24 protein-coding genes are annotated in these 25,475 nt (G+C 46.3%); 14 read left to right on the top strand and 10 right to left on the bottom strand.

The window, feature by feature from the left end; translation table 11 throughout:
• Positions 1-157: 157 nt before the first annotated feature.
• Entirely contained in the window at positions 158-1,168 is a 1,011-nt protein-coding gene (locus R7E29_RS05315) for a putative 2-aminoethylphosphonate ABC transporter substrate-binding protein (RefSeq protein ID WP_213906708.1), read from the bottom strand.
• 266 nt (positions 1,169-1,434) lie between these two features.
• On the opposite strand from R7E29_RS05315, the gene phnW reads away from it, so the two are divergent.
• The 3 genes from phnW to phnX all read left to right on the top strand — a co-directional run bounded on the left by phnW (position 1,435) and on the right by phnX (position 4,839).
• Entirely contained in the window at positions 1,435-2,538 is a 1,104-nt protein-coding gene (phnW, locus tag R7E29_RS05310; protein ID WP_005432490.1) for a 2-aminoethylphosphonate--pyruvate transaminase, read from the top strand.
• A 26-nt stretch (positions 2,539-2,564) separates the two neighbouring features.
• Positions 2,565-3,944, top strand: coding sequence for an aspartate aminotransferase family protein (locus tag R7E29_RS05305; RefSeq protein ID WP_053304643.1), 1,380 nt, complete (start codon positions 2,565-2,567; stop codon positions 3,942-3,944).
• A gap of 79 nt (positions 3,945-4,023) precedes the next feature.
• Positions 4,024-4,839 carry a phosphonoacetaldehyde hydrolase gene (gene phnX / locus R7E29_RS05300; protein WP_213872746.1) on the top strand — a complete coding sequence of 272 codons (816 nt, stop codon included), beginning with the start codon at positions 4,024-4,026 and terminating at the stop codon, positions 4,837-4,839.
• Positions 4,840-4,923: 84 nt separating this feature from the next.
• Here the strand turns inward: phnX and R7E29_RS05295 are convergent, their stop codons facing one another.
• Entirely contained in the window at positions 4,924-5,952 is a 1,029-nt protein-coding gene (locus tag R7E29_RS05295) for a LacI family DNA-binding transcriptional regulator (protein WP_005442357.1), read from the bottom strand.
• A gap of 248 nt (positions 5,953-6,200) precedes the next feature.
• Between R7E29_RS05295 and R7E29_RS05290 the strand changes: the two genes are divergently transcribed.
• Genes R7E29_RS05290 through R7E29_RS05280 form a run of 3 tightly spaced genes read left to right on the top strand, consistent with a single transcriptional unit; the run spans position 6,201 to position 8,257 of the window.
• Positions 6,201-6,644, top strand: a complete 444-nt coding sequence (locus tag R7E29_RS05290) for a PTS sugar transporter subunit IIA (RefSeq protein WP_005384357.1) — start codon at positions 6,201-6,203, stop codon at positions 6,642-6,644.
• A 59-nt stretch (positions 6,645-6,703) separates the two neighbouring features.
• Entirely contained in the window at positions 6,704-6,991 is a 288-nt protein-coding gene (locus tag R7E29_RS05285; RefSeq protein ID WP_005374080.1) for a PTS sugar transporter subunit IIB, read from the top strand.
• A 9-nt stretch (positions 6,992-7,000) separates the two neighbouring features.
• Entirely contained in the window at positions 7,001-8,257 is a 1,257-nt protein-coding gene (locus tag R7E29_RS05280; RefSeq protein ID WP_005384349.1) for a PTS ascorbate transporter subunit IIC, read from the top strand.
• Between the two features lie 191 nt (positions 8,258-8,448).
• Here R7E29_RS05280 and R7E29_RS05275 read toward each other — a convergent pair whose 3' ends face one another.
• The gene (locus tag R7E29_RS05275; RefSeq protein WP_041054168.1) at positions 8,449-8,811 is read right to left on the bottom strand and encodes a hypothetical protein; all 363 of its coding nucleotides are present in this window, start codon (positions 8,809-8,811) and stop codon (positions 8,449-8,451) included.
• A 9-nt stretch (positions 8,812-8,820) separates the two neighbouring features.
• Positions 8,821-10,851, bottom strand: a complete 2,031-nt coding sequence (locus R7E29_RS05270; RefSeq protein ID WP_171344275.1) for a S8 family serine peptidase — start codon at positions 10,849-10,851, stop codon at positions 8,821-8,823.
• A gap of 466 nt (positions 10,852-11,317) precedes the next feature.
• Here R7E29_RS05270 and R7E29_RS05265 point away from each other — a divergent pair, with 466 nt between their 5' ends.
• Positions 11,318-12,574 carry a type 2 secretion system lipase gene (locus R7E29_RS05265; RefSeq protein ID WP_017819748.1) on the top strand — a complete coding sequence of 419 codons (1,257 nt, stop codon included), beginning with the start codon at positions 11,318-11,320 and terminating at the stop codon, positions 12,572-12,574.
• A 151-nt stretch (positions 12,575-12,725) separates the two neighbouring features.
• On the opposite strand, the gene R7E29_RS05260 is transcribed toward R7E29_RS05265, so the two are convergent.
• Positions 12,726-13,328 (bottom strand): TetR/AcrR family transcriptional regulator, encoded by a 603-nt coding sequence (locus R7E29_RS05260; RefSeq protein WP_005384344.1) that lies wholly within the window; start codon positions 13,326-13,328, stop codon positions 12,726-12,728.
• Positions 13,329-13,439: 111 nt separating this feature from the next.
• On the opposite strand from R7E29_RS05260, the gene R7E29_RS05255 reads away from it, so the two are divergent.
• Entirely contained in the window at positions 13,440-13,982 is a 543-nt protein-coding gene (locus R7E29_RS05255; RefSeq protein ID WP_005374097.1) for a carboxymuconolactone decarboxylase family protein, read from the top strand.
• Positions 13,983-14,078: 96 nt separating this feature from the next.
• Here the strand turns inward: R7E29_RS05255 and R7E29_RS05250 are convergent, their stop codons facing one another.
• The 3 genes from R7E29_RS05250 to R7E29_RS05240 are packed head-to-tail and all read right to left on the bottom strand — an operon-like array spanning position 14,079 to position 18,611.
• Positions 14,079-15,455 (bottom strand): efflux transporter outer membrane subunit, encoded by a 1,377-nt coding sequence (locus tag R7E29_RS05250; protein ID WP_213906709.1) that lies wholly within the window; start codon positions 15,453-15,455, stop codon positions 14,079-14,081.
• 14 nt (positions 15,456-15,469) lie between these two features.
• Complete coding sequence (locus tag R7E29_RS05245; protein ID WP_213906710.1) at positions 15,470-17,434, bottom strand: MacB family efflux pump subunit; 1,965 nt, start codon at positions 17,432-17,434, stop codon at positions 15,470-15,472.
• A 1-nt stretch (position 17,435) separates the two neighbouring features.
• A complete protein-coding gene (locus R7E29_RS05240; protein ID WP_213906711.1) occupies positions 17,436-18,611 on the bottom strand; it encodes an efflux RND transporter periplasmic adaptor subunit in 1,176 nt (391 codons plus the stop codon).
• 770 nt (positions 18,612-19,381) lie between these two features.
• On the opposite strand from R7E29_RS05240, the gene R7E29_RS05235 reads away from it, so the two are divergent.
• The 4 genes from R7E29_RS05235 (at position 19,382) to R7E29_RS05220 (ending at position 22,609) form a co-directional block, all read left to right on the top strand.
• Complete coding sequence (locus R7E29_RS05235; RefSeq protein ID WP_050550082.1) at positions 19,382-20,725, top strand: OmpP1/FadL family transporter; 1,344 nt, start codon at positions 19,382-19,384, stop codon at positions 20,723-20,725.
• A 78-nt stretch (positions 20,726-20,803) separates the two neighbouring features.
• Complete coding sequence (locus R7E29_RS05230; protein ID WP_033906269.1) at positions 20,804-21,523, top strand: carbonic anhydrase; 720 nt, start codon at positions 20,804-20,806, stop codon at positions 21,521-21,523.
• Positions 21,524-21,602: 79 nt separating this feature from the next.
• The gene (locus R7E29_RS05225; RefSeq protein ID WP_005374105.1) at positions 21,603-22,154 is read left to right on the top strand and encodes a YtfJ family protein; all 552 of its coding nucleotides are present in this window, start codon (positions 21,603-21,605) and stop codon (positions 22,152-22,154) included.
• A 20-nt stretch (positions 22,155-22,174) separates the two neighbouring features.
• Positions 22,175-22,609: a hypothetical protein gene (locus tag R7E29_RS05220; protein WP_033906267.1), complete on the top strand. Its 435-nt coding sequence runs from the start codon at positions 22,175-22,177 to the stop codon at positions 22,607-22,609.
• Between the two features lie 79 nt (positions 22,610-22,688).
• On the opposite strand, the gene R7E29_RS05215 is transcribed toward R7E29_RS05220, so the two are convergent.
• Positions 22,689-23,228, bottom strand: coding sequence for an NUDIX domain-containing protein (locus R7E29_RS05215; RefSeq protein WP_213906712.1), 540 nt, complete (start codon positions 23,226-23,228; stop codon positions 22,689-22,691).
• 51 nt (positions 23,229-23,279) lie between these two features.
• Positions 23,280-23,954, bottom strand: a complete 675-nt coding sequence (gene yjjG, locus R7E29_RS05210) for a pyrimidine 5'-nucleotidase (protein WP_005374109.1) — start codon at positions 23,952-23,954, stop codon at positions 23,280-23,282.
• A gap of 138 nt (positions 23,955-24,092) precedes the next feature.
• On the opposite strand from yjjG, the gene R7E29_RS05205 reads away from it, so the two are divergent.
• Both R7E29_RS05205 and R7E29_RS05200 read left to right on the top strand, forming a co-directional pair.
• Positions 24,093-25,016 (top strand): LysR family transcriptional regulator, encoded by a 924-nt coding sequence (locus R7E29_RS05205; RefSeq protein ID WP_005374110.1) that lies wholly within the window; start codon positions 24,093-24,095, stop codon positions 25,014-25,016.
• A gap of 120 nt (positions 25,017-25,136) precedes the next feature.
• Complete coding sequence (locus R7E29_RS05200) at positions 25,137-25,451, top strand: hypothetical protein (RefSeq protein WP_054576183.1); 315 nt, start codon at positions 25,137-25,139, stop codon at positions 25,449-25,451.
• Positions 25,452-25,475 lie beyond the last annotated feature (24 nt).

Genomic DNA, 25,475 nt, shown 5'->3' with positions numbered 1-25,475 from the left:
GTGGTAATTAGAGATTCCCGACTTTCTTAAGTTCGTCATTCCAGCGAACCTAGGTGAGACTAGGAATCTACTTTCAGCAAACTTTGAAATAACAGAGAAAACAAAAAATCCACCTCAACCGAGGTGGATTTCAGTATTCAACTCAAAGCAAATTCAATTAAGACTTTGGCTCTGATTTCGTGTCAAACTTTTCAGACCAAGCCGCTAGAATCTCTGCACGCTTGCTGCCCATTTGCGCGAAGTCCATCTTCGCCATGTTCTCTTGAACGTTCGGGAAGTTAGACACAGTCGCTTTCACTTCTTTATGTGCAACCACTGGGTACATTTCTACGTAAAGCTCGTTTGCTGCTTTAGAGATTGACCAGTCGACAACACGTTTCGCTGCATCAGACTCTTTTACTAGACCAACGGCTTCTGATTCCCAGCCGATGCCTTTTGGTGTGATCACCGCTAGTGGTGCACCTTGTGTTTTCAGCTTCGCGCCGCGGCTTGCCATCGAGATACCGATAGCCACTTCACCCATACCCGCTTGAACACATGGCTTAGAGCCAGAGTGCGTGTAGTGTGCAATGTTCTTGTCTAAGTCACGCATGTAATTCCATGCCTGATCTTCACCCATGTTTTGTAGCCAAGCAGAAACCTGCATGTAGCCAGTGCCTGAAGACGCTGGGTTCGGCATTGCAATGTGACCTTTGTAAACCGGCTTCGTTAGGTCTTCCCAAGACGTTGGTTTCGGTAGGTTAAGTTGTTTCGCTACCGCTTCGTTGAAACAAACTGCGTTAAAGAATGCATCGTTACCGAACCAAGCTTGGTTTGATTGAGGGTCGTTTAGGTTCGCGTGCAGCTCTTCCAAACCTTTTGGTGTGTAAGGCTTAAGAAGACCTTCATCTTTAAGCAGTGCCATTGACGAGCCAGCAAGACCCCAAACCACTTCCGCTTGAGGGTTGTTCTTCTCTGCCAGCAATTTCGCCGTCATGATACCAGTGGAATCGCGAACCCACTTAATCTTGATATCTGGGTTATCTTTCTCAAACGCAGACTTGTATTTCGCAAGAATGTCAGTTTCGAAAGCGGTGTAAACCGTGACTTCCTGTGCTGCCATTGCATTCGTAGCTAGCAGAGAGACAAGTGCAGCCAGCGATCCTTTCATCAAACGGTTTTCCATCATTTTCTCCAGTTAATTTGGCTAAGTTTTCATTTGGTCTGTACCAGTTGACGATATACACCCTACTGAGTCTTTGTGACGAAATCATGACCATTAAATGGCAGTTTTACGAAAATTTGCGATGAATAATCGTTCAATTGATCCGCCATTTTCTGGATATTAAAGTTTTATGAAATTGGACATTCGCCTATTTACTGCCCTTTTCTTCCTCGCTAGAGTGAACTCGAAATTTGGCGTAGACCAATTAGCCTATTCTGATGGAAATCGAGATGAAAAACGAATACCTACTACTGACTCCAGGTCCTCTATCTACTTCTGAAACAGTACGTGAAGCCATGCTAAAAGACTGGTGTACTTGGGATGATGAATACAACAAAGACATTGTAGAAGTGATCCGCACTAAGCTTGTAAAACTGGCGACGGAGCAAGACGGCTACACCAGCGTACTAATGCAAGGTAGCGGCACCGCATCAGTAGAAGCAACGATTGGCAGTGCCATTGGCAAAGATGGAAAATTGTTGGTTGTCGACAACGGTGCTTACGGTGCGCGTATCGCTCAGATCGCTGATTACCTAAATATTCCATGCCATGTAGTTTCCCCAGGCGAAACATCACAGCCACACTTGAACGAGGTGGAAACTGCATTGGCATCGGATCCTGCGATCACACACGTGGCGATTGTTCACTGTGAGACAACCACTGGCATGCTGAATCCAATTGAGGCATTTGCTTCTGCGGCAAAAGCACACGGTAAAGTCGTGATTCTCGATGCCATGTCGAGCTTTGGTGGCATTCCTATCGATATCGCAGAGCTAGGCATCGATTTTATGATCAGCTCTGCAAACAAATGTATTCAAGGCGTACCGGGTTTTGGCTTTGTGATTGCGAAACAAACTGAGCTAGAAAAGTGCCAAGGTCAGGCGCGTTCTTTGAGCCTTGATCTTTACGACCAGTGGCACTGTATGGAAGTGAACCACGGCAAATGGCGTTTCACGTCTCCAACGCACACAGTTCGCGCTTTCTATCAAGCATTGCTAGAACTGGAACAAGAAGGCGGCATTGAGGCTCGTCATAACCGCTACCAAACTAACCAGAAAACACTGGTTGCAGGTATGCGTTCTTTGGGGTTTGAGCCGCTACTGAGTGATGACCTTCACTCGCCTATCATCACCTCTTTCTACTCTCCAACTCACAGTGATTACCAATTCAAAGCGTTCTACACGCGTTTGAAAGAGCAAGGCTTCGTGATTTATCCGGGTAAAGTATCGAACGCAGATTGCTTCCGCATCGGCAACATTGGCGAAGTTTACCCAGCAGATATCGAGCGCTTAATCGGTGCAATTGAAAAAGCAATGTACTGGCAAGTTGCGTAAAGCAGCCTTCTGATTGAGAAAGCGTTATGACTCAGAATATCAAACCGACCCATCTCCGCAGCGAAGGCGATGTCAACACGACACCAGCGCGCCAAGCTTGGAATGCATCGATGGACGACGAAAGCACGCAAGCATTATTGAAGCGTGATTCGGAGGTCTTTCTTCATCAAGCCATGTCGACGCCTTGCTTAGATACCTTGGAAGCAGCAGAAGGCATCTACATCCAAGATGCCACCGGCAAAAAGTACATGGACTTTCATGGCAATAACGTCCATCAGCTAGGCTATGGTCATCCGCATGTGATTAACCGTGTGCAAGAGCAAATTGCCAAACTGCCGTTTTCACCACGTCGTTTTACCAATGAAACTGCGATTGAATGTGCCGAAAAACTCACCCAAATCTGTGGCGGCGAATTGAATCGCGTGCTGTTTGCTCCGGGTGGCACATCTGCGGTTGGCATGGCACTTAAACTAGCGCGCCACATCACGGGCAACTACAAGGTGGTGTCTCTGTGGGATTCCTTCCACGGCGCATCGTTGGATGCCATCTCAGTGGGCGGCGAAGCGTGTTTCCGCCAAGGTATGGGACCATTAATGGCAGGTGTTGAGCGAATCCCACCAGCCGTATCTTACCGTGGTGCTTTCCCAGTCGCGGACGGCAGCGATGTGCATTACGCCGATTACCTCGAATACGTGATTGAGAAAGAAGGTGGCGTGGGCGCGTTTATCGCAGAAGCAGTTCGTAATACCGACGTACAAGTGCCGAGTAAAGCCTATTGGAAACGCATCCGCGAAATCTGTGACAAACAAAATGTCATGCTGATCATCGACGACATCCCTAACGGCATGGGTCGCAGTGGTGAATGGTTTACCTACCAAGCCTACGACATCGAGCCAGATATGCTCTGCATCGGTAAAGGTTTGGGTGGTGGCTTAGTGCCTATCGCAGCCATGGTAACCAAAGACAAATACAACACCGCCGAGCAAATCTCCATGGGCCATTACACTCATGAGAAAAGCCCTATCGGTTGTGCTGCAGCACTGGCAACCATGGAAGCTATTGAGCAAGACGGCTTGCTAGATAAAGCCAAAGCTGACAGCCAGTTCATGCGTGAAAAGTTGCTAGAGATGAAAGCTAAGTACCCAGTGATTGGTGATGTGCGTGGCATCGGCATGTTATGGGGCATTGAACTGGTCACTGACCACGAAAGCAAAGCACGCGCGTATGACGAAGCGGAAGCTGTGCTGTACCAATGCCTCAACAACGGAGTGAGTTTCAAGGTATCGCAAGGTAACGTGATTCAACTCAGCCCACCGCTGATCATCACTCGCGAACAACTGACAGAAGCGTTGGCGATCTTCGAAGAAGCGATCGCCAAAGTGTGCAAAGACTTTAACTACTTCTAACCTCAACAAAACCAATTTATCCAGAGCGCGGTTCCAACGTGTAGGCAAGCGCTCTGGCAAGCAAGAAAAAGGATTGAACATGAGCAACTCACCAATTCAAGCAGTGATCTTTGACTGGGCTGGCACTATCGTCGATTTCGGCTCTTTTGCGCCAACCAGTATCTTTGTGGAAGCGTTCAAACAAGGCTTTGACTTTGAAATAGACCTAGAAGAAGCGCGTGAACCAATGGGACTTGGTAAGTGGGATCACATCCAAGCAGTGGGTCGCATCCCTGCAGTTGATAAGCGTTGGAATGAGAAGTTTGGTCGCTCAATGACCAGCGAAGACATCGACGCTATCTACGCAGCATTTATGCCTCTGCAAAAAGCAAAAGTGGCAGACCATGCAGACCCAATCCTTAATGCGATTGAAGTTGTGAACGGTCTGAAAGACAAAGGCATCAAGATCGGTTCTTGTTCTGGTTACCCTCGCGAAGTGATGGACGTACTGATTCCAGTGGCAGCGGATTACGGCTATAAACCGGATTACGTAGTAGCAACGGATGACCTGCCGCAAGGTGGTCGCCCAGCACCATTTATGGCACTGAAAAACGTGATTGAGCTGAATGTAACGGACGTTAATGCGTGTATCAAAGTGGATGACGCCGCACCGGGCATCGATGAAGGTCACAACGCAGGTATGTGGACCGTTGGTTTGTTGCTTTCTGGTAACGAAGCAGGTCTAACGTTTGAAGAATACCAAGCCGCGGACGAAGCAACGCTTGATGCCGCTCGTGAAAAAGCGCGTGCAAAATTGATCAAGAGCTCGCCGCACTACCTCATCGACACCATTGCTGACTTCCCAGAAGTGGTTGCAGATATCGAACGTCGCCTAGCGGCAGGTGAGCGTCCTTAGTAGAGAATCATTATTCTCACGCATAAAAAACCTCTCAGCATTGAGAGGTTTTTTGTATCGCGTTTTGTCGCTAACCAAATCAAATTAGTTGATCGCAGTACTCGCTCGGCGTTTAAGCTTAAAGCCCATGTCCGTTGCGTGCTCTACAGGCTCACCTTTAATGGCTTGCAGTAACTTGTCTGCGGCTTTCGTCCCCATACGTTCGTAATCGAATTCCGCACAGGTCAAACTTGGGTAGGCGTGCTCACCCATGGAAGAGCCTTCCAAACAGATAATCGCAATATCGGTCGGGACTTTCAGCACGCGGCGATGACACTCAAACAACGCGCCAATCGCAATTTCTTCATGGCTACATACCAGAGCATTCAAACTTGAATCGCGCAGCAATAACTTTGCCAACCCTTCCGCACCTAATTGTGAAGATGGCGCTTCGTGGGTAGTTAAGAAATGATCCGGCGCAAGGTAGTTCTCAATCATCGCGCTTTGCCAGCCGTGTAGCTTACGTTGCAAAGTGGAGTGATCCCCACGCGCACCAATGAAGCCCACGTTCTTGAAGCCTTGCTCAATCACATGCTTGGTACAGGCTTTACCCACCTCAAAATGGTCAACACCGATATTGAGGTAACTGGCTTTCGAACTTAACTCAGCAATTTCCAATACCGGCGTGTTCGAGGCTTCCAAAAGCTGATTAGTACGTTGGCTGTGTTCATTACCAAACAGCACCACTCCGGCTGGGCGGCTCTCAAGAAATGTCGAAAGCAGTTTCTCTTCTTGCTCTACCGAGTAGTCGCTGTAGCCAAGCAGCAACTGATAACCTGCTTTGTTCAACGCTTGTTGAAAGCTCGGTAAGAAAAGCGCGCACGCTTTTTCAAACAGGGAAGGAATGATAAGAGCGATGGAGTAACTTTCAGCAGACGCCAAAGCCCCTGCCGCTTTATTCGGGATATAGCCGAGCTCATCAACCACTTGTTGAATCTTTTCTCTCAGCTTGTCAGACACTAGCTCAGGCGTTCGTAATGCTCGCGACACCGTCATGGTGCCTACGCCGGCTTTTTTAGCGACGTCCGCCAAGGTGACATTGCCAGTACTTCTTCGTTTGCGAGGTTCGCTCATTGTTCTTATTTAGTGTTCTCTATTTTCTGCCGCGACATCTTACCACAGCGTTTTATTGGTTTTGATATTAGCGCATTAGAAGTCGATCACAAGCATATGAAACTCGGATGACTGATAAAAATGGTAGCGCTATCACAATTTATGATAGCGCTATCAGATAGCGCTACCATTTGTGATCATTCTCAGGTTTTTCTGACAAATTGATCGATAAAGTACCCATCAACAAAACAACAAACCGGAAAGATCCAATGCTACGTGAACTGATTACCTCTGATGTGATTCGCATCCATTCTGATGCTACTGACTGGAAAGATGCGGTGAGCAAATCCTGTGAAGCACTGATTGAAAATGGCGCGATTGAGCCAAGCTACGTGGACGCTATTTACCGCTCACACGAAGAGCTCGGTCCTTACTACGTGGTAGGTCCTGGTATGGCGATGCCACACGCTCGCCCTGAAGATGGCGTTAACCGTTTGTCTCTTGCCATCACGGTGATTCAAAACGGCGTGAACTTCGATTCTGAAGGTAACGATCCAGTAAAAATGCTGGTTACGCTAGCCGCGACAGACAGTAACTCGCACGTGGATGCGATTTCTAAACTGGCTGAGTTGTTTATGAATGAAGAGCATGTAGAAGCCATCTGCACCGCTCAAAACACACAAGATGTTCTCGCGATCATCGAAAAATACTAACTCCTGATGTGCCCTTAAAAAATGGGCATACACCCCTATAAAAAGAAAAGGTCTGAATTATGAAAATTATGGTTGTTTGCGGTCACGGTCTTGGTACTAGCCTAATGATGGAAATGAGCATCAAAGGCATCGTGAAAGAATTGAATGTAAACGCAGAAGTGGATCATATCGATCTAGGTTCTGCAAAAGGTACGGATTGTGACATCTTCATCGGTACTAACGACATCGTTGAACAGTTGAACGCACTTGGCGTTGAACCACGCATCGTTGCGCTTGATAACATGGTCGACAAAGTGGCAATGAAAGAGCGTCTATCTGTGGCACTTCAAGAGCTTGGCGCTCTATAAGGTGGCGTTATGGAATTTTTCAGTTTCTTAATGAACGATGTTCTATCAGAGCCGGCGGTTCTGGTGGGTCTCATCGCCCTAATCGGCTTAATTGCCCAGAAAAAACCGGTCACTGAATGTATTAAAGGTACGGTAAAAACCATTCTTGGTTTCATCGTGCTTGGCGCGGGTGCGGGTCTGGTTGTGACTTCTCTGGGTGACTTTGCGACGATTTTCCAACACGCATTTGGCATCACTGGCGTGGTTCCAAACAACGAAGCTATCGTCTCTATCGCGCAAGAAGCGTTTGGTAAAGAGATGGCGATGATCATGTTCTTCGGTATGTTGGTGAACATCTTGATCGCTCGCTTCACGCCTTGGAAATTCATCTTCCTAACGGGTCACCACACACTATTTATGTCGATGATGGTAGCGGCGATCCTTGCTTCTAGCGGCATGAAAGGTGTTCCACTGATCGCGCTTGGCTCTCTGGTTGTGGGCTCTGTGATGGTGTTCTTCCCTGCGATTGCTCACAAGTACATGAAGCAAGTAACAGGCTCTGACGACGTTGCGATTGGTCACTTCTCTACCCTTTCTTACGTACTAGCGGGCTTTATTGGCAGCAAGTTCGGTAACAAAGAACACTCTACTGAAGAGATGAACGTACCTAAGAGCTTGTTGTTCCTACGTGATACGCCAGTGGCAATCTCGTTCACCATGGGCATCATCTTTATGGTGACGTGTATCTTCGCTGGCGGTGACTTTGTACGCGAAGTCAGTGGTGGTAAGCACTGGTTCATGTTCGCATTGATGCAATCCATCACATTCGCCGGTGGTGTGTACGTTATCCTTCAAGGTGTACGTATGGTTATCGCAGAAATCGTTCCAGCGTTTAAAGGTATCTCAGACAAACTAGTACCAAACGCAAAACCTGCGCTTGATTGTCCGGTTGTATTCCCATACGCACCAAACGCAGTATTGGTGGGCTTCCTATCGAGCTTTGCGGCGGGTCTTTTGGGCATGTTCCTACTTTACGTGATGGGTCTCACTGTGATTATCCCTGGTGTCGTTCCACACTTCTTTGTAGGCGCAGCGGCAGGTGTATTTGGTAACGCTACAGGTGGTCGTCGCGGTGCAATCTTGGGTGCTTTTGCACAAGGTCTATTGATTACCTTCCTACCAGTATTCCTAATGCCAGTACTTGGTGACCTAGGCTTTGCTAACACGACCTTTAGTGACGCAGACTTCGGCGCTGTTGGTATCCTACTGGGTCTGATTGTTCGTTAAGTAGTTAGTCTGAATATGACTAGCTGATAACTGACTTGATTGATGCGGGAATAGGCTCATAGGCATCAATCCTAAAGAGTCTCTAGTCATAGCAAGCGACTGACTTTAGAACAACCGGAGCATGAAAGAAAACAAACGCCCCTCACGTGAGGGGCGTTTTTCTTTTTGGCACTATCTTAAGGAGGTTTGGTTTATTGAAACGTACTTCCGTTAGATAGCAGCTTTCTTGTCGGCTCTTGCTCGGTGTATTCGACCGCATCGTGATCCGCGAGCTTATCGACTTCCGCCTGTTCACCCACCACAATCAACACATGTTGTTTCACCAGAGCATCGACCACTTCAATGTTGTGCTGACGAAGAAGCGCTCTCACTTCGCTCTCTTTTCCTTCATGATACTTAACAAAGTAACGTGCAGGTTGCTGCTCGGCTTGATCTTGGCGTTCATCCACGAGAGGAAATCCTTGATTGTTTGCCAAGCTGCTTGAGCTCAGTCCGATTGCCAATAGTGCGGTAGCGCCTACCGCAGACAAAGAAAGTAAGGTCAACTTCTTCATAGCCACTCCTTATTGAAAGGTCAGAGTCCAACTGTTGATGGTGCCTGTGTCTCTTCTGGCACTGTCCACCGCTTTTAGTTCCCATGTACCTTGCGATTCAAAACCAGAAAAATCCGCTTGGAACGTATTTTTTATATCGTTAGCGCTGCCGCCGGTATTATTGTGAAGTACAACTTCTCCACCAGTCGGTGACGTTAAAGTCACTCGTAGATCACCGATGTAAGTGTGGCTAATATCAACGTCAATACTTACTGTGCCTGAATCACCAGAGCGATCGACTTCTACTGCACTGATTGCGCCAGAAGATTTATTATCTGGAATCGCGACAGGGCTGGTATTTGAGAAGCTAGAATCCGAAGAGCTACCACCATCAGGTCCATTACAGCCAGCGTCCAAGAACAGCTTCGCCGCTTCAGCATTAACTAGGCCGTGGCCAGTACGGTTGTCTCGACCAGCAACATCAATATCTGTTGCAGTTTTCACTAGGGCATTACGCACTTGCGCTGCTGTACAGGTTGGGTGGTAACTCCACACCAAGCCAGCTACGCCCGTTACGTGCGGTGTCGCCATTGATGTACCATTGTAGTATTCGTAATCTTCACCAGAGGTTGTTGCAACAGTAATTTCCTGACCAACATACCCCAACAGCTCTTGACCAAATGCACGATCAACCGTTACCGAAACCATACGATAAGCGTTGTTTGTGTCTACCAAGAATGGGTTTTGTAAACCAGGTAGTTCAGAGTTGCTGTATACGATTGCAGCTCGCGCACCCGCATTGTAACAAGCCTGAACCGCATCCACTTCAGGGTAGTTTCCTGAAGACTGGTTGCCAATACGCTCAGTCAAACAAATTTTGCCCGACATATCACCACAGTTAAAGTTACCGCCAGATACATCACAGCTATCTAGCGTTGCCGTTACTGAACCCGCGATTGGATCCGGAACATACGAAGAACCGTTATTGATCAAACGATTGTGAGGAACAATCCCACGATCAAACTGACTGACACCATTCAAGGTAATATCAGAAAGTTTACCTTCACCTACCGTAACCGTTGATAAGATCGCCACACCCGGGCCTGAGATCTCAACTTGACTAGTAGATTGTGAGAACGCTGCATGATCATTTTGATTATCAACGGCCGCAACAGACATCACTGAGTCATAAGAAGCTGGATAGCTGTGCGCTGTATTGCCATCATTACCCGCAGCGGCGATCAATAGAACGCCTTGATCGTAAATATTTTGCAGTGCATTTTGCTCAGTTCGGCTTGATTGACTACCACCAAGGCTCATGTTCACAACGTTAGCACCATTATCGGCACAGGTCTGGATTGCTTTAACAAGCCCAGATGAGTAACCCCAACCCGATTCGTTAAATACTTTCACGATGTGCAAATTCACATTCTGGTTTGGCATCACACCCTTTACACCTTCGGTGTTGGCAATCGCAGCAATCGTACCCGCGACGTGAGTACCGTGGGCATTGTTGTTACCCGGATCACTCCATGATCCCGTACCACTATCGTTAGTACCAGCAACGCGGTTACCGCTTAGGTCGTTGTGCGAAATGTCGTACCCTGAATCGATAATACATACAGTGCGATTACCCGCATTGAAGTCAGCTAGCAGTTGAGCATTAACCGCTTCATATCCCCATGGGGTCGTTTCGCTGAGCAAATAGCGAGGTGGATCGACTTCCACGTATTCCACATCACTACGGTTGCGAAGCGGCTCTAAGTCATCGCCATCCAATTCAACGCTGTAAATGGCGCGATTACCCAGTTTTTCCACCTTACGTGCCTTCACCTGTTCTAGAACAGACTCCTGCGCGATTCGTGGCCCCCAGAATGAGTTACCACCCATTGAAGAACGGCTGACCGCATCTTCTTTGAATTTGACGATGTACTTCGTCGGTAACTTAGATTCATCAAATCCCATTGGTGGAGCCGCAAACGCTGACATCGAAGTGGTCAGTGCTATTGCTACGGCAGACAACGAAAATAAGCCTTGTTTTTTACTTGTTGTGTAGTGCATTTGCCCTATTCCTTATTTGAGCTAATTTTTATTCACTATATTCTCATGAAAAGTCATCATCATGATGTTTGCATGAGAGCTTCAGCTATAGTTTACAGAGCAAAAATGCCAAACAATTTGTTTCATGAATATACAAATTTGTACAAAAGATCATTCAACAAACACTTTAAGTTAACATTAAAAATCATAAACAAAACCTTATAAAGCAATTACTTAATTAACAAAAAGTGAATGTTAAATTAATGTTAGTGAGTAATTATTCTAAATATCACCCATTTAATCGATTGCTATGCTGAATGGATTTTTTGACCGTGGTGCCAAAACTGAAATATTGAATATTTAGTTGTTGACTGTCTTGAGCATTTACTCAGAATTAGAAGGTTTAGTGAGAAAAATTCTCATCTAAATACTGTTATAGCCGAGCGTATTCACGCATTCGGAACAATAACCATTACAAGAAGAGTGAATGATGAAAAAAACAATCACACTATTAACTGCATTACTTCCGCTTGCCTCCGCCATTGCAGAGGAGCCAACTTTATCACCAGCAATGGTTTCTGCGGCTGAAGTGGTTAGCGCGCAAGAAAATCAAACTTATACGTACGTTCGATGCTGGTATCGTACGAGCCACTCTAAGGACGATGCGGCTACCGATTGGAAATGGGCAAAAAACCAAGATGGTAGTGACTTCACTATCGATGGTTATTGGTGGAGCTCTGTTTCATTTAAAAACATGTTCTACACCAATACCTCACAAAACGTAATTCGTCAGCGTTGTGAAGAAACACTAGATCTAGCGAACGAGAACGCAGACATTACATTTTTTGCTGCCGACAATCGTTATTCTTATAACCACACGATCTGGAGCAATGATGCTGCAATGCAACCAGATCAGATAAACAAAGTAGTGGCTTTAGGCGATAGCTTGTCTGATACAGGCAACATCTTTAACGCGTCCCAATGGCGCTTTCCTAACCCGAATAGCTGGTTCTTGGGTCACTTCTCAAACGGTTTTGTTTGGACGGAATACGTTGCTAAAGCCAAAAACTTACCGCTATACAACTGGGCAGTTGGTGGCGCAGCAGGTGAAAACCAATACATCGCGCTAACTGGTGTCGGCGAACAAGTTTCTTCTTACTTAACCTACACAAAGCTGGCGAAGAACTACAACCCTGCTAACACATTGTTTACGTTAGAGTTTGGTTTAAATGATTTCATGAACTACAACCGTAGCGTGCCGGAAGTAAAAGCGGATTACGCTGAAGCTCTGATTCGTTTAACAGACGCTGGCGCGAAGAACTTCATGTTGATGACACTGCCAGATGCAACCAAAGCACCACAGTTCAAATACTCAACACAGGAAGAAATTGAAACGATTCGTGCGAAAGTATTGAAAATGAACGAGTTCATCAAAGCACAAGCGATGTACTACAAAGCCCAAGGCTACAACATCGCATTGTTTGATACACACGCACTGTTTGAGAAGTTAACCTCGGCACCAGAAGAACACGGTTTCGTAAATGCAAGCGACCCTTGCTTAGACATCAACCGTTCATCCTCTGTTGACTACATGTACACTCACTCATTACGTTCTGAATGTGCAGCATCTGGCGCAGATAAGTTCGTGTTCTGGGATGTGACTCACCCAACCACAGCAACGCATCGTTATGTGGCTGAAAAAATGTTAGAAAGCAGCAATAACTTAGAAGAGTTTCGCTTTTAATAAGCCGTTGTTGTTCATTGCAAGTTAATCTGCATAAAAATGACCACGATGCTTCGTGGTCATTTTTTATCGATATCGACCCCCGATAACGGGTTTATTTGAGCTCGCTTACTTCAAGCCGTTGATTTAGAGACGTTGACTTTGAGCAGTCTCATTCAGCGTTCTGTTTTGGTACGTTACCGCGGAAGCTGTTCACCATAATAGAGATCAACGTCTTTAAGGTTTCATCATCACTGCGGTATGAGTAGGCTCGTATACCCGTAAACTGAACCTGGAACAACTGAGCAAGAAGCAATGTATCCTGGGCTTCAATTTCGCCATTCTCGATTGCTCGCTCAAACAGCTTTGCAAGAAAAGATTCAAATTGGTTTGCTAAGCTGTTTGTTTGATTGCGCAGCGCATTAAAATCCTCAGCAAATTCACTTGCTGATTTGACTAACATGCACACTTCACTGGGATTGGAGTCTCGCTGATTGATAACCACATCAATCGCGAAAGCTTCTATTGCATCTAGAACCGTTGTGTTCTGAGCTAAATGCAACTCAAACAGGGCTTGTAAGTTCGCAACGTACATTTTTAGCGCTTCACAATATAGCCCCTCTTTTGACCCAAACGTCGCATAGATACTTCCAGGACGCAGATTAACGCTATCTTGCAAATCACGTGTAGATGTTGCATGAAAACCTTTCTTCCAGAATAGATCCGAGGCGGCTTTCACCACTTCATCACGTTGGAATTTCTTTGTATTCGCCATGAGCAATTATCAATTTTGAACATATGCTCAATTTTATATTGAGCGACCGCTCAAAATCAACTATCCTGTTCTTGCCTAATTCGCTCATATCCAATTACAGGAGATTTAAACATGGCAGAATTTAAACTGTATACCGCAGAAAACGCACCCGAAGGATCAAAGCATCTGATTGAAAATTCAGTCAAAGCGTTTGGCATGCTACCAAATCTTCATGCTGTTATGGCTGAAGCGCCAACCTTGCTTGAGGGTTATCAAGTTGTGCATGAGCTCTTTCAACAAACATCATTTAACGCAGAAGAATTGACCGTCGTATGGCAAACCATCAACGTTGAACATGGTTGTCACTACTGCGTTCCTGCTCATAGTGCGATCGCGGCGTCAATGAAAGTGGATCAGGAGATTGTTGATGCTCTCGTCAACCAAACACCATTGGCAGACGAAAAACTTGAAACACTACGAGAAACAACGCTTCAAATGGTGCGTCAACGTGGTGTAGTGGAAGAGTCTCAGATAGAGAAATTCTTTGCGGCAGGTTACGGACAGCAGCAACTGCTTGAAATTGTTCTTGGTCTAGCGCAAAAAGTGATGAGTAACTACACCAATCACCTAGCTGACACCCCGGTTGATGCACCTTTCAAGAAGTTTGCCAAGTAACTTAAGCTTTTAGTACTGGTCCCATTCATGGGACCAGTAATACCTTCAAAAAAGGCTTTGTTGCATGGCGCTTCGCTAGTGTGCGCTGACCCCTAATTACAACGGCGCAACGTCGGTTCCTCCTAAAGACTGGTAAAGCGTAACCTGAGTGAGAAACTGGTTGTAGCGGTTCTCCAACAAAGAAGCTTGCGCGTTTCTGGTGTCTTCTTGGGCATTCAAATAGTCCATGATCGATGTCGAGCCATACTGATACCGCGCAGCATAAATGGACTCAGCGGCACTTGCGGCATCATATTGCTCTTGTAAACGCGCCGCCTGATACTTCAATTTTTCGCGTGCTGACAAGGCATTTTCGACATCTTGGAATGCGGCGTACAACACTTGGCGATAACTCACAATGGCCGATTGATAGTCTAAATCGGCAATGGCTTGGCTATTTTTCATCTCATTCCACTGCAAAAACGGCAACGTCATATCTGCACCTAAACTGCCGATCGGGTTGGAAAGCAGGTCTTTGAGCGCTTGTGACGATCCACCCAAAGCCCCAGTGAGCGTCAGCTTGGGCAAGTAGTCCAAATCTGCTGCGTCTTTATTTGCTAGCGCGGCTTTGACTTCATAAATCGCTGCTTTAATGTCGGGTCTGCGGATCAATAAATCAGACGGAGCACCAACACTCAACGATGGCATATCGCCTTCAGGCAGCATTTGGATGTTTGCACTGATGCTCTTCGGCGGTTGATTGAACAAAATCGCAAAGGCGTTGTTTGCCTCAAGTAAACTCTGTTCAAACTCACTTTGCTGCGCTTGTAAGCTTGCCAACGTACGTTTGGCTTCAAGCACATCTAACTGATCCACAGCGCCAAGTTGGTACTGTTTTTCAATCAATTGTAGCGTTTGAGCTGCGTCTTCCACATTACGCTGACTGAGGTTTAAGCGCTGTTTTAGATAGCCAATTTGCCAATATAACGATGCCGTCGTTGCCACCAAACTTTGTGCGGTCGCCTCGCGATCTTGTTGACTTGCCATCGCCGTCCACTCGGCTTGGTCAACGTCTGCAGAGATTTTTCCCCACAAATCCAACTCGTAATTGACGGACAAGTTAGTGCTGTAGCTATCTGCCGATTCCCCGCTATCAAGAGATTTTTGAACTTGTCCTGATGTGGAAGAACTCAACGTAGGGAAAAGGTCATCTTGCGCTAAACCCAGCTGTAAACGCGCTTTCTTTAGCGTTAGCGTTGCCAGCGTCAAATCGTTGTTTTGAGCCAACACCTGAGTAATGTATTGATTAAACGTTGGGTCGTTAAACGCCAACCACCAAGGATCCATACTGACATCACCCGCAACATGCATCTGTTGCCAATTTGCAGGCACTTGCACCGCAGGTGCTTGATAGTCACTACGCATAAGCGACCCACAACCTGACAACCACACTGCACTTAAGGCAGCCGCGACCAATCGAGTTTTGAATTTCATTGTGTTACTCATTTTTAGTCTCTCGCTAGCGCTTCTATCGGATCGAGTTTGGCGGCATTGCGAGCGGGTAAAAAGCCGAAGGCGATGCCAATCAACGTTGAGCAAATAAACGCCCAGATGATCGAGTTCATTGAGTAAATCATTTGGAAGCTGCTACCAGACGTACTGAATGCAAAACCAATCAAAAACGCCAAGCCAATACCAGCAATGCCACCACACAAACACACTAGTACCGCTTCAATCAAAAACTGACGCAAAATATCCGCTTGCCGCGCACCCACAGCCATTCGCACACCGATCTCTTTCGTGCGCTCTGTCACCGACACCAACATGATGTTCATTACGCCAATTCCCCCGACAATTAGGGAGATCACCGCAATCGCTGAGATCAGTAACGTCATGGTTGCGGTGGTTTTCTCGATGCTCTGACGAATGGTGTCAGTGTTAATCGTGAAGAAATCTTCTGTACCGTGGCGCATTTTTAACAAGTTGATGATGCTCTGCTCTACCGCCGCACTTGGGGCGTTCTCATCAATCCGTACAGTAATGCCGTTGAGGTAGCGTTGTCCCATCATGCGTCCCGACATAGTGGTGTATGGCACCCAAATTTTCAGCGCGTCGCTGTTGCCAAACGCGTCTTCTTTTTTCTGCGTGACACCCACAATACGCACTGGCAATGAACCAAGAAAAATCACTTCACCAATCGGATTTCTATCCGCAAACATTTCCTTTCTGGTGTTGTCATCAATCACTGCTTCTTGGGCGAGTGAGTTCACGCTCTCTTCATCCCAAAACTGACCTTTGGCGATCCCATAACCGCGCACACGGAAATAGTCTTCCCCAACGCCTTCCACAGACGCAGTTGCATCCTGATTGGCGTAACGCACGGTTATGCTGTTGGATAAAGACGGCGTGACACTGTCAACAAAAGGTAGACTCTCCAACGATTTAGCATCGTCGGCGGTTAGCGTTTTCACTCGTCCGGAGCGGCGGTCACCAAACCCTTTGCCCGGCCTGACATCAATGGTGTTTGTTCCCATGGATGAAATATTCGACAAAATTTGCTGTTGTGAACCATTACCTAGTGCCACCACGGAAACCACCGAGGCTATACCAATAATGATGCCGAGCATGGTCAAAAACGTACGCATCCTGTGGCTAGACATCGCCAGCAGCGCCATTTTTAACGCGTCAATAAAACTGTCCCACTTCCACCACTTACTGGCGGCTTGCGCTGGGCGATGAAAAGACGCGCTCGGTGTCTTTGCTGCTTGCTCATTGATTACAACTTGTGCATTTGGCGTATCTGCAATGATTTCACCATCTTTGATTTCAATGATGCGATCCGCAAAGTTCGCCACGTTCATATCATGAGTCACTAAGATGATAGTATGCCCAAGTTGATGCAACTCTTTAAGCAGTGCCATCATCTCTTGCCCACTGTGACTGTCTAATGCGCCAGTGGGCTCATCAGCGAGAATCACCTCACCACCGTTCATCAGTGCACGAGCAACACTCACGCGCTGTTGCTGGCCACCACTCAGTTGGCTGGGCTTGTGGGTCAAACGATCTTCCAGCCCCAATCGAGCCAATAGTGACTGCGCTCGATCCGTTCTTTGACGATGAGGAACTCCCGCGTAAACCGCCGGTACTTCCACGTTTGCCACCGCGGTTAAATCCCCCAGCAGATGGTAACGCTGGAATATAAAGCCAAAATACTCGCGGCGCAGTTCCGCCAGTTGGTCGGATTCCAACGTCGAGACATCTTGCCCATTAATGAAGTATCGACCGCTAGACGGTTTATCCAAGCAGCCGAGCACATTCATCAGCGTCGATTTACCAGAGCCTGATGCACCCACGATCGCGACCATTTCACCGCGTTTTATCTCTAAATTAATGTGATTCAACACAGTAAGCGACTCGTCGCCAGAGACAAATCGTCGAGTTAAATCCTCAACTTTTAAAAGCACGTCACTCATCTTAGAACCTCATTGGAGGTCGACGACGATCACCTCGGCTTGATGATTCTCCATCCATAGCATTGCCAAGAACAACTTGGTCGCCCTCCTTCAAACCTGAGAGAATTTCTGCGTTCACTTTGTTGTTGATACCCACTGTCACGGGCCTTTGCACCACTTGGCCCTGTTCAAGCACTGGCACGGTATAGTTGCCTTTGCCGCCAGATTTTTGCAGCACTTGTGAAGGGACAATCAAGGTATTTTCCGATTGCTCAAGGACAATCGAAACTTGCGCAGTCATGCCAATACGCAAAATACCTTGCGGGTTCTTCACATCAAATACAGCGTTGTAGTAAATGGCGTCGCTATCTGAAATGCTCAAATCGCTGTCATCGCCATCCATGATTGTTGGCCCCGGCTCAATGGCGCGCAATGTGCCTTTAAACTGCTGATTCGGTTTGCCTAAAATGGTGAACAGCGCCGTTTGGCCGGGGTGAACAAAAATCACATCGGCTTCCGAAATTTCGGCTTTCACTGTCATCGTATCTAACTTAGCTAACTCGATAATAGTTGGCGTGGTTTGATTGGCGTTTACGGTTTGTCCTTCTTCCACCGCGGTGTAGACCACCGTGCCATCCATCGGTGCGTTGATGGTGGTGTAACCGAGATCTAACTGCGCATTGTCGACGTTGATTTTGGCTTTCTCGATTTCGGCATCCAGTTGCGCTAACTCGGCTTTGTAGATGGCGAGCGTCGCTTCGGCATTCTCGTAATCAGCTCGTGAGCTCGCTTTCGCTGCCAACATGCCTTTTTGGCGCACGTATTCATAGTTTGCTTGTTTAATTTGCGCTTGCTTAGCCTGGTACTGAGCGTTGAGACTATTAAGAGACGCTTGGGCTTCTTTGAGGCTGTTTTGCTGAGTCAGGCTGTCAATCTGTGCAATCAAGTCCCCCTGTTTGATCCCATCCCCTAAGTTCACAGCGAGGCGTTGAATTTGCCCAGATACTTGCGCACCTACATTCACCAATTTGGACGCTTGCAACATGCCGTTGGCTAATACCGCCTTTTCGATATTGCCTTTGCGAACGACTTCTGTCGCGTAAGGAGAAATGGGTTCTGGACGTTGCAGATAATGATAACCACCAGCACCAATAGCAAGTAGGCCACACAAAACGAGCCATTTTTTATTGAGTTTCATAGCAGGAGTGAAGTAAATAATCGTTTTGATTTTATACTGCTATTTGTCTTAGCCGTACAGGGTACGAGACGTAAAGATAGGTAAATTAACGTCAAGATACTGAAGGAATAACTTCACTAACGTGAAAAATCCGAGATATTATAGTCACTTCAAAACTTTATCATTCAATAAATATAACAAAGATCATTTTTAATATAGAAATTCAAGTTATAAGTATTATAAACAAAACTTTTAAATACCAACAAACCAGTAAAATCCAAAATTATTCAACATTCCATCAATTTAAATTTCATTATGGCCATTTTTAATTATTGAATTTCAAGAGGAGTTAAGTGATAAGTTAAATAAAAAATACCCACATAACACAGGTAAGACCGAGAGGAGTGTGTCATGTGGGTTTAAACGATAGTTCTCTTGCTGATTCGAACTACCAACGTTGGGATGCAATGGAAATACAAATGACTCAGAGTTTCCATCACGGACACTTTATCGCTGGATTTCCCTCTATTTGTTAGGGAACAGTCAGTACAATAAAAATAGAGAAGTAATACCGCAAAAATAAAAATAGAGGTTCAGGATTTAATTTACACGTAAAATAACCACTATATTCACGCCATGAAGCATTAATAAATTCAACAATAAATATTTATTAAGTTAAATTTACTTATTGTCAGCACACTGTTAGTTTTACTCTTAAATGCACTGGTCAGATTTGTTTATTTTACTGATTTTCGTTGCAATACAACTTCTAATTAATTCATGAGAAAAACATGCAGCGACAATTAACTCTTTCACCGATTTATTTATTAATCGGGTTAGCCTCCTCGACGGCGTATGCCGGTGGTTTTCAAATTAACGAACATTCGGCGACGGGTCTTGGTCGTGCTTTTGCTGGTGATGCCGTCATTGGTGATAATGCGTCTGTAGTCAGCCGTAACGCCGCAGCGATGACGCTGTTTAAACAAAATGCCTTATCGTTCGGTGTCACTTACGTCAAACCTGACGTTACCGTTAAAAATGCGCAATATCATCGAGCTAACATTAATGCGGATGTCAATGTTGGTATGGGTGGTTTTCCTCCGTCCCCTCAAGCTGACATTACCCCGTCCTTCTCTCAAACCGTGACCGACATTGATGACGTCGATGGCGTTGGTCAACCAGCCGTTGTACCCAATTTTTACTTTATTCACCCTATCAACGACGACTGGTATCTAGGCTTATCGGCATACTCCAACTTCGGAACCGACATGGAGTTTAAACCAAACTATGGCGCACCTGTTTTTGGCGGTGTCACCAGCGTAGCGAGTGTCAACCTTGGCGCAAGCTTGGCATACAAGGTGAACGATCGTTTTAGTATCGGTGGTGGTATTGATGTGATTTACGGCTCTGGTGAGCTGTACCGCGATATGGACGTGGGTGTTTGCGTTGGTGGGAACATACTTGGAAACGAACTAGAACAACGCTGTGGATCCGTAAAAGGCAACGCACTTGATGTGGAAGCTGGCGGCATTGGGCTTGGCGCGAACATTGGCATGATGTACGAGTTTAACGAACGTCATCGCTTAGGTTTAAGCTACAAGCACAGCCCTAACATTGATGCCAAGGGTGACATCCACTTTGCTGGCGAATCGTACGACTCGCTTGCTATGCCGCTACCGGATATTGCGGAGTTTTCCGGTTATCACCGCGTCTTACCTAAATTTGCCCTGCACTATTCTGTGCAGTGGATTGGTTGGTCAGCATTTGACAGCTTGAAAGCTGATGATCAGTTGCTAAAAGATTTTCAGTGGCAAGACTCCGCGCACTACTCCATCGGTGCGACTTGGTACGCCAATGAACGTTGGACACTACGCACGGGTTACATGTTCGACAAAACACCTGTCGATGAGCTGACTTCGCTTTCTATCCCAGATTCGAACCGTCACTGGTTATCTGCGGGGGCCTCTTACCAATGGTCATCAGATACCACGGTTGACATCGGCATGACGTACTTGATTGGTGAAGATGTCAACGTAGAAGAGTACGCGTATGAAGGTGTTCCTGCACCGATGGTGACGGGCGTTACCCATTCAAATGCGTTCCTAATTGGTACCCAGCTCTGCCACCGTTTCTAATTTGTCAGGCAGTGATCAGACCTCTAGGTCATTGCCTTGTAACAACGCTTATCAAGGCGACCGAACAGAGACATTATTATGAACAAAACACTACTTGCTTTTTCACTCTCACTTCTCACTCTAAGCGCGGCTCAGGCTTCTGAATGGGACTATGGCAATGACAAACACGGGCCAGAACACTGGGGAGAAATCGCCAAAGACTGCGCAACCACGAAAAACCAAAGCCCAATCAACATCGACAACCCAGCCGATGCAAAACTGGAAGCACTGAACCTTTCGTACACTGGTCAGGTCATTGGTTTAACCAACAATGGTCATACGCTGCAAGCGCAAGTGAACGGACGTAACAGCTTCACCATCGATGGCGAGACGTTCGAGCTGCAACAGTTCCATTTCCACACACCTTCAGAAAACCAAATCAAAGGCCGCCAATATCCACTTGAAGCGCACTTTGTGCACGCCAACGCAAATGGCGAGTTGGCGGTAATTTCGGTGATGTTTGATGCTGGCGATCAAAACGCAGCACTGTCTAAACTGATCAACGCAATCCCACAAGAGAATCAAACCACTTTCTTTAAAGATACGTTTGAGATTAAAGACTTACTGCCAAAAACTGCAAACTACTATCGATTTAACGGCTCTTTAACCACACCGCCATGTTCAGAAGGTGTGCGCTGGTTTGTGCTTAAAGACACTCAAACCTTATCCAAAGATCAAGCCGCGAAACTGATGGAAGTCATGGGACAAAACAATCGTCCGCTGCAACCGTTAAATGCGCGCGTTGTACTTTCTAACTAATCGCCAAATCCGATAAGGGGCATCGTATTTGCCCCTTATTTTGATTCGCTCTAACCTCACTTAGTTACAGGAACCCCCAATGAAAACTCCATCTGTTCTGTCACTCTTACTCGCACTCGCCCCGACACTCGCCTTCTCTCATAACCTTTCTGTCGGTCAAACTACCCCATCCGTCAGCATTGATACCTATGGCGAAATGACGCTGCAAGGAGACGATGTGGCTTATCAACCTTGGGCAACTCAGCAGATGTTAGGCAAAGTCCGTGTGATACAAGCCATTGCAGGTCGTAGTAAAGCTAAAGAGATGAACGCGCCGCTGATGTCAGCAATCACTGCCGCTCACTTTCCTGAAGATCAGTATCAGACCACGACCGTGATCAACCAAGAAGACGCCATTTGGGGAACCGGTACATTTGTAAAATCGTCGGCAGAGGACAGCAAAAAGACATTCTCTTGGTCTTCCATGGTGTTAGACAAAAATGGCGTATTAGCAACAACTTGGGATCTGCAGCAAGAAAGTTCTGCGATTATCGTACAAAATAAACAAGGCGAAATTTTATTCGTGAAAGAAGGGGCTTTAACTCAAGACGAAGTCACACACGTCATCGAACTGATTAAACAGAATATCTAAACCTAAGGTAAGGAAAAGCTATGAAACTGTTCAACACCATCGCACTCTGTCTTTTAGCGACTGTAGCCTCTTTCCAATCGGTTGCTGGAGACAACGATTGGGACAAGATTGCAGATAAAACCGTCAGTTTTAAATCGGAAACCGACACAGTCAATCCACTGTCACCATTTGCTAACACTCGTTTCAGCCACATAAAAATCAAATGTACGCAAGGTACGGTCGATCTGAAAAGCGTTAAAGTAATCATGAAAGATGGTCAGGAAAAGACGTTCGACAGTTTAGGTGTTCTGACTAAAGGCATGTCATCAAGAAGCTTAAGCCTACCAACAAAAGATAGCGCGAAATTAGACAAGATCGAGTTGAACTATGAATCGGTTGGCAGCACTGCGCTGCAAGTCGCGGGGGTGACCAAAAAAGCGCAAGTGGAAATCTTAGGTAAGAAAATCGACGAGTAAGCGATGGCTCAACGAGCTCACCCAAACTAAAAACAGCGGCACTAGGCCGCTGTTTTCATTAAAAAATCATCATGGATAACTAAATGAATTTCTTCAGCTTCGCCAAACCATAAGCGGCGATGGTGACACAATCTTTGATCGTGCCGTCGATCATCATCTGTTCGAACTCCTCAACAGAAAAAGCACGAGTGATCAAATCCTCTTCTTCACTGTCGAGTTGATTGCCCACGTCCGTTAAGTCACTGGCGAAGTAGACGTGACATGTCTGATTCAAAAAGCCGTATGCGATAAACTGCGCGCCGACATACGCCATGGCGCTCGCCTGCATGCCCGTTTCTTCACGCAGCTCGCCTATGGCAAGCTCAAGATGATCCGCATCTGGATTTGATTCCCACGCCCCTTGTGGGATCTCCCAACAACGTTGACCTATGGTGTAACGGTACTGCTGAACCAAGTGAATCATCCCGTTATCGATAGCCAGAATCGCAGCACAATCAGGTTTGTCGACCACACCATAGATGCCCTCTGCGCCGCTCGGACGTAAAATTTTGTCCTCTCGCACCGTCATCCACTTATTCTGGTAAACGACTTTGCTGTCTAGCTGTTTGATGTCTGACATGATTATTCCTTGATTTTTCTGAGGGTTACTGCGGAATAATACCCGATTCGGTTACGCCACCAAAATGTTCTTTAGTTCACTCAAAGACTCAACGGTGTAATTTGGTGCGATACGCTCATCGACGCTTGCGCCTGTGGTATTTAACCAGCAAGTTTCAATACCAAAATTATTACCACCCAGAATATCGGAATGCAGGTTGTCACCCACCATCAGTACGCGCGTTTTGCATGGGTTGCCCATTTGCTGCATCGCGTATTCAAAAATACCTAAGTCCGGTTTTGCTACGCCCACTTGTTCAGAGATCACCACTTTATCGAAGTACTCAGTCATCCCTGTGCGCTCAAGGCGAATTGCTTGCAACTCTGTAAAACCGTTGGTGATAATGCCCATTTTAGCTTTGCCTTGCAGCGCTTCCATCAGCTCTTTTGCACCTGGCAACAAGCTGCAAATATCGGCCATTGCTTCTAAAAATGCACTGTTGAGATCTGCTGTTGTGGTATTCAACTTCTCAGCCCACTCGGTAAAACGCTTATGTTTTAGCTCATCTGCCGTTACTTTGCCGTCTTGGTAATCCACCCAAAGCGGTTTGTTTACGGTTTGGTAATGAGCAAAATCTTGTTCAGTAAAATCTACGCCTTTGCGAGAAAACATAAGCTGCAAACCTTTGAAAGCATCAAAGTGGAATAAGGTTTCGTCAGCGTCAAACAGGATCCAATCGTACTTCATTTTCTTCTTCCCAAAATCAAGGTCGTAATATTGGTGCATAGTCTAGATTGTTTTCTTCTTGAAGATAATCTCTATAATTGGAAATTAATTGTATCCTTGTGCTCAACAATAAATGCTTCACGATAATAGGAGATTGATGTGAACGCGATTGCCTCCCTGCCCGTTTTTGTTGCTGTTGTCGAATGCGGCAGCTTTTCCCTTGCGGCCAAACAGCTGAATCTGACGAAATCGGCGATCAGCAAACGCATCAACCAACTAGAAGACGATTTGGGCATTCGTCTCCTTAACCGAACCACGCGTAAGCTGAGCCTGACCGAAGCGGGAGAACGCTATTTTGAGTACGCCTCTCAAGCGCTCAACCTAGCCCAACAAGGCGTGGACGCGGTATCGGAGCTGCAAGGCTCTCCACAAGGTCGGCTCAAAATTACCGTGCCGATGTCTTTCGGTGTGCTGCATATCGCGCCTTTGATCAGCGAGTTTCTCGCTCGTTACCCGAAAATTGAAGTGGATTTAAACCTCGAAGACAAAATGGTCGATTTGGTTAAAGATGGTTTTGATTTGGGGATCCGTATTGGTGAACTCACCTCTTCCAATCTAATCGCAAAACGTCTCGCTCCTTGTAAAAGTGTGCTTTGTGCCTCACCAGATTACTTAGAGGAGTTTGGAACACCACAAAAACCAAGTGATTTAGTCGGTCACAACTGCCTGCGCTACTCCTATTTCCGTGGCGGCGTCGAATGGATGTTCATCAACAACGGCAGCGAATACAAGGTACTTCCAAAAGGAAACTTTATCGTCAATAACAGCGAAGCCATTCGCCAGTTGCTGTTAAGAGGTTCGGGCATTGCGCAACTGCCAACATTTATTGCAGGAAGAGACTTTGCCGCAGGAAATCTAAAACCGGTGATGGAAGAGTACTCTCTACCAGAACACGCCATTTATGCGGTGTTCCCTGAGCGCAAGCACATGCCGTTGAAAGTAAGAGCCTTTATCGATTTTATCAGCGAAAAGCTCGGCACAGATTTACCTTACTGGGATCGTTACAATAGCCCAGAAAAATAACCATATTGATGATAAGTGAGTGAGATTTCACTACTGACATGTTCTGACATTCCATCCGCGTAACCTTATTTGGAACTCAACAGGCAATCCGCCAAAACCAAACCAATAAGGAATCACAATATGGAAACCGTTATCGAAACTGTGCAATTTCGTCTAACCGCAGGCACAACAGAGCAAGACTTGATCGCCGCTGCCAAACAGTCACAAACGTTTGTGAAGAATCTGCCGGGCTTTTTGTATCGCTCGCTCAGTCACGAAGCTACGGACGATGTGTGGACAGACATCATTTACTGGCGTTCAATGGACGATGCCAAACAGGCGGGAAAACAGATTAAGCAAGCCGCTGAATTTCAGCCTCTGTTATCAATGATTGACTGCGAAAGCTTCGAGCTTAAACATCACAACTTAAAAATGTGCAGTGAGCTAGAGAAGTAATCAGCCACACTACCACTAACAACC

The sequence above is a fragment of the Vibrio sp. Vb1729 genome (assembly GCF_033338655.1).
Lineage (GTDB): Bacteria > Pseudomonadota > Gammaproteobacteria > Enterobacterales > Vibrionaceae > Vibrio > Vibrio alginolyticus.
The sequence above is the reverse complement of the archived record's forward strand: the minus strand, read 5'-3'. Positions and strand labels throughout refer to the sequence as shown.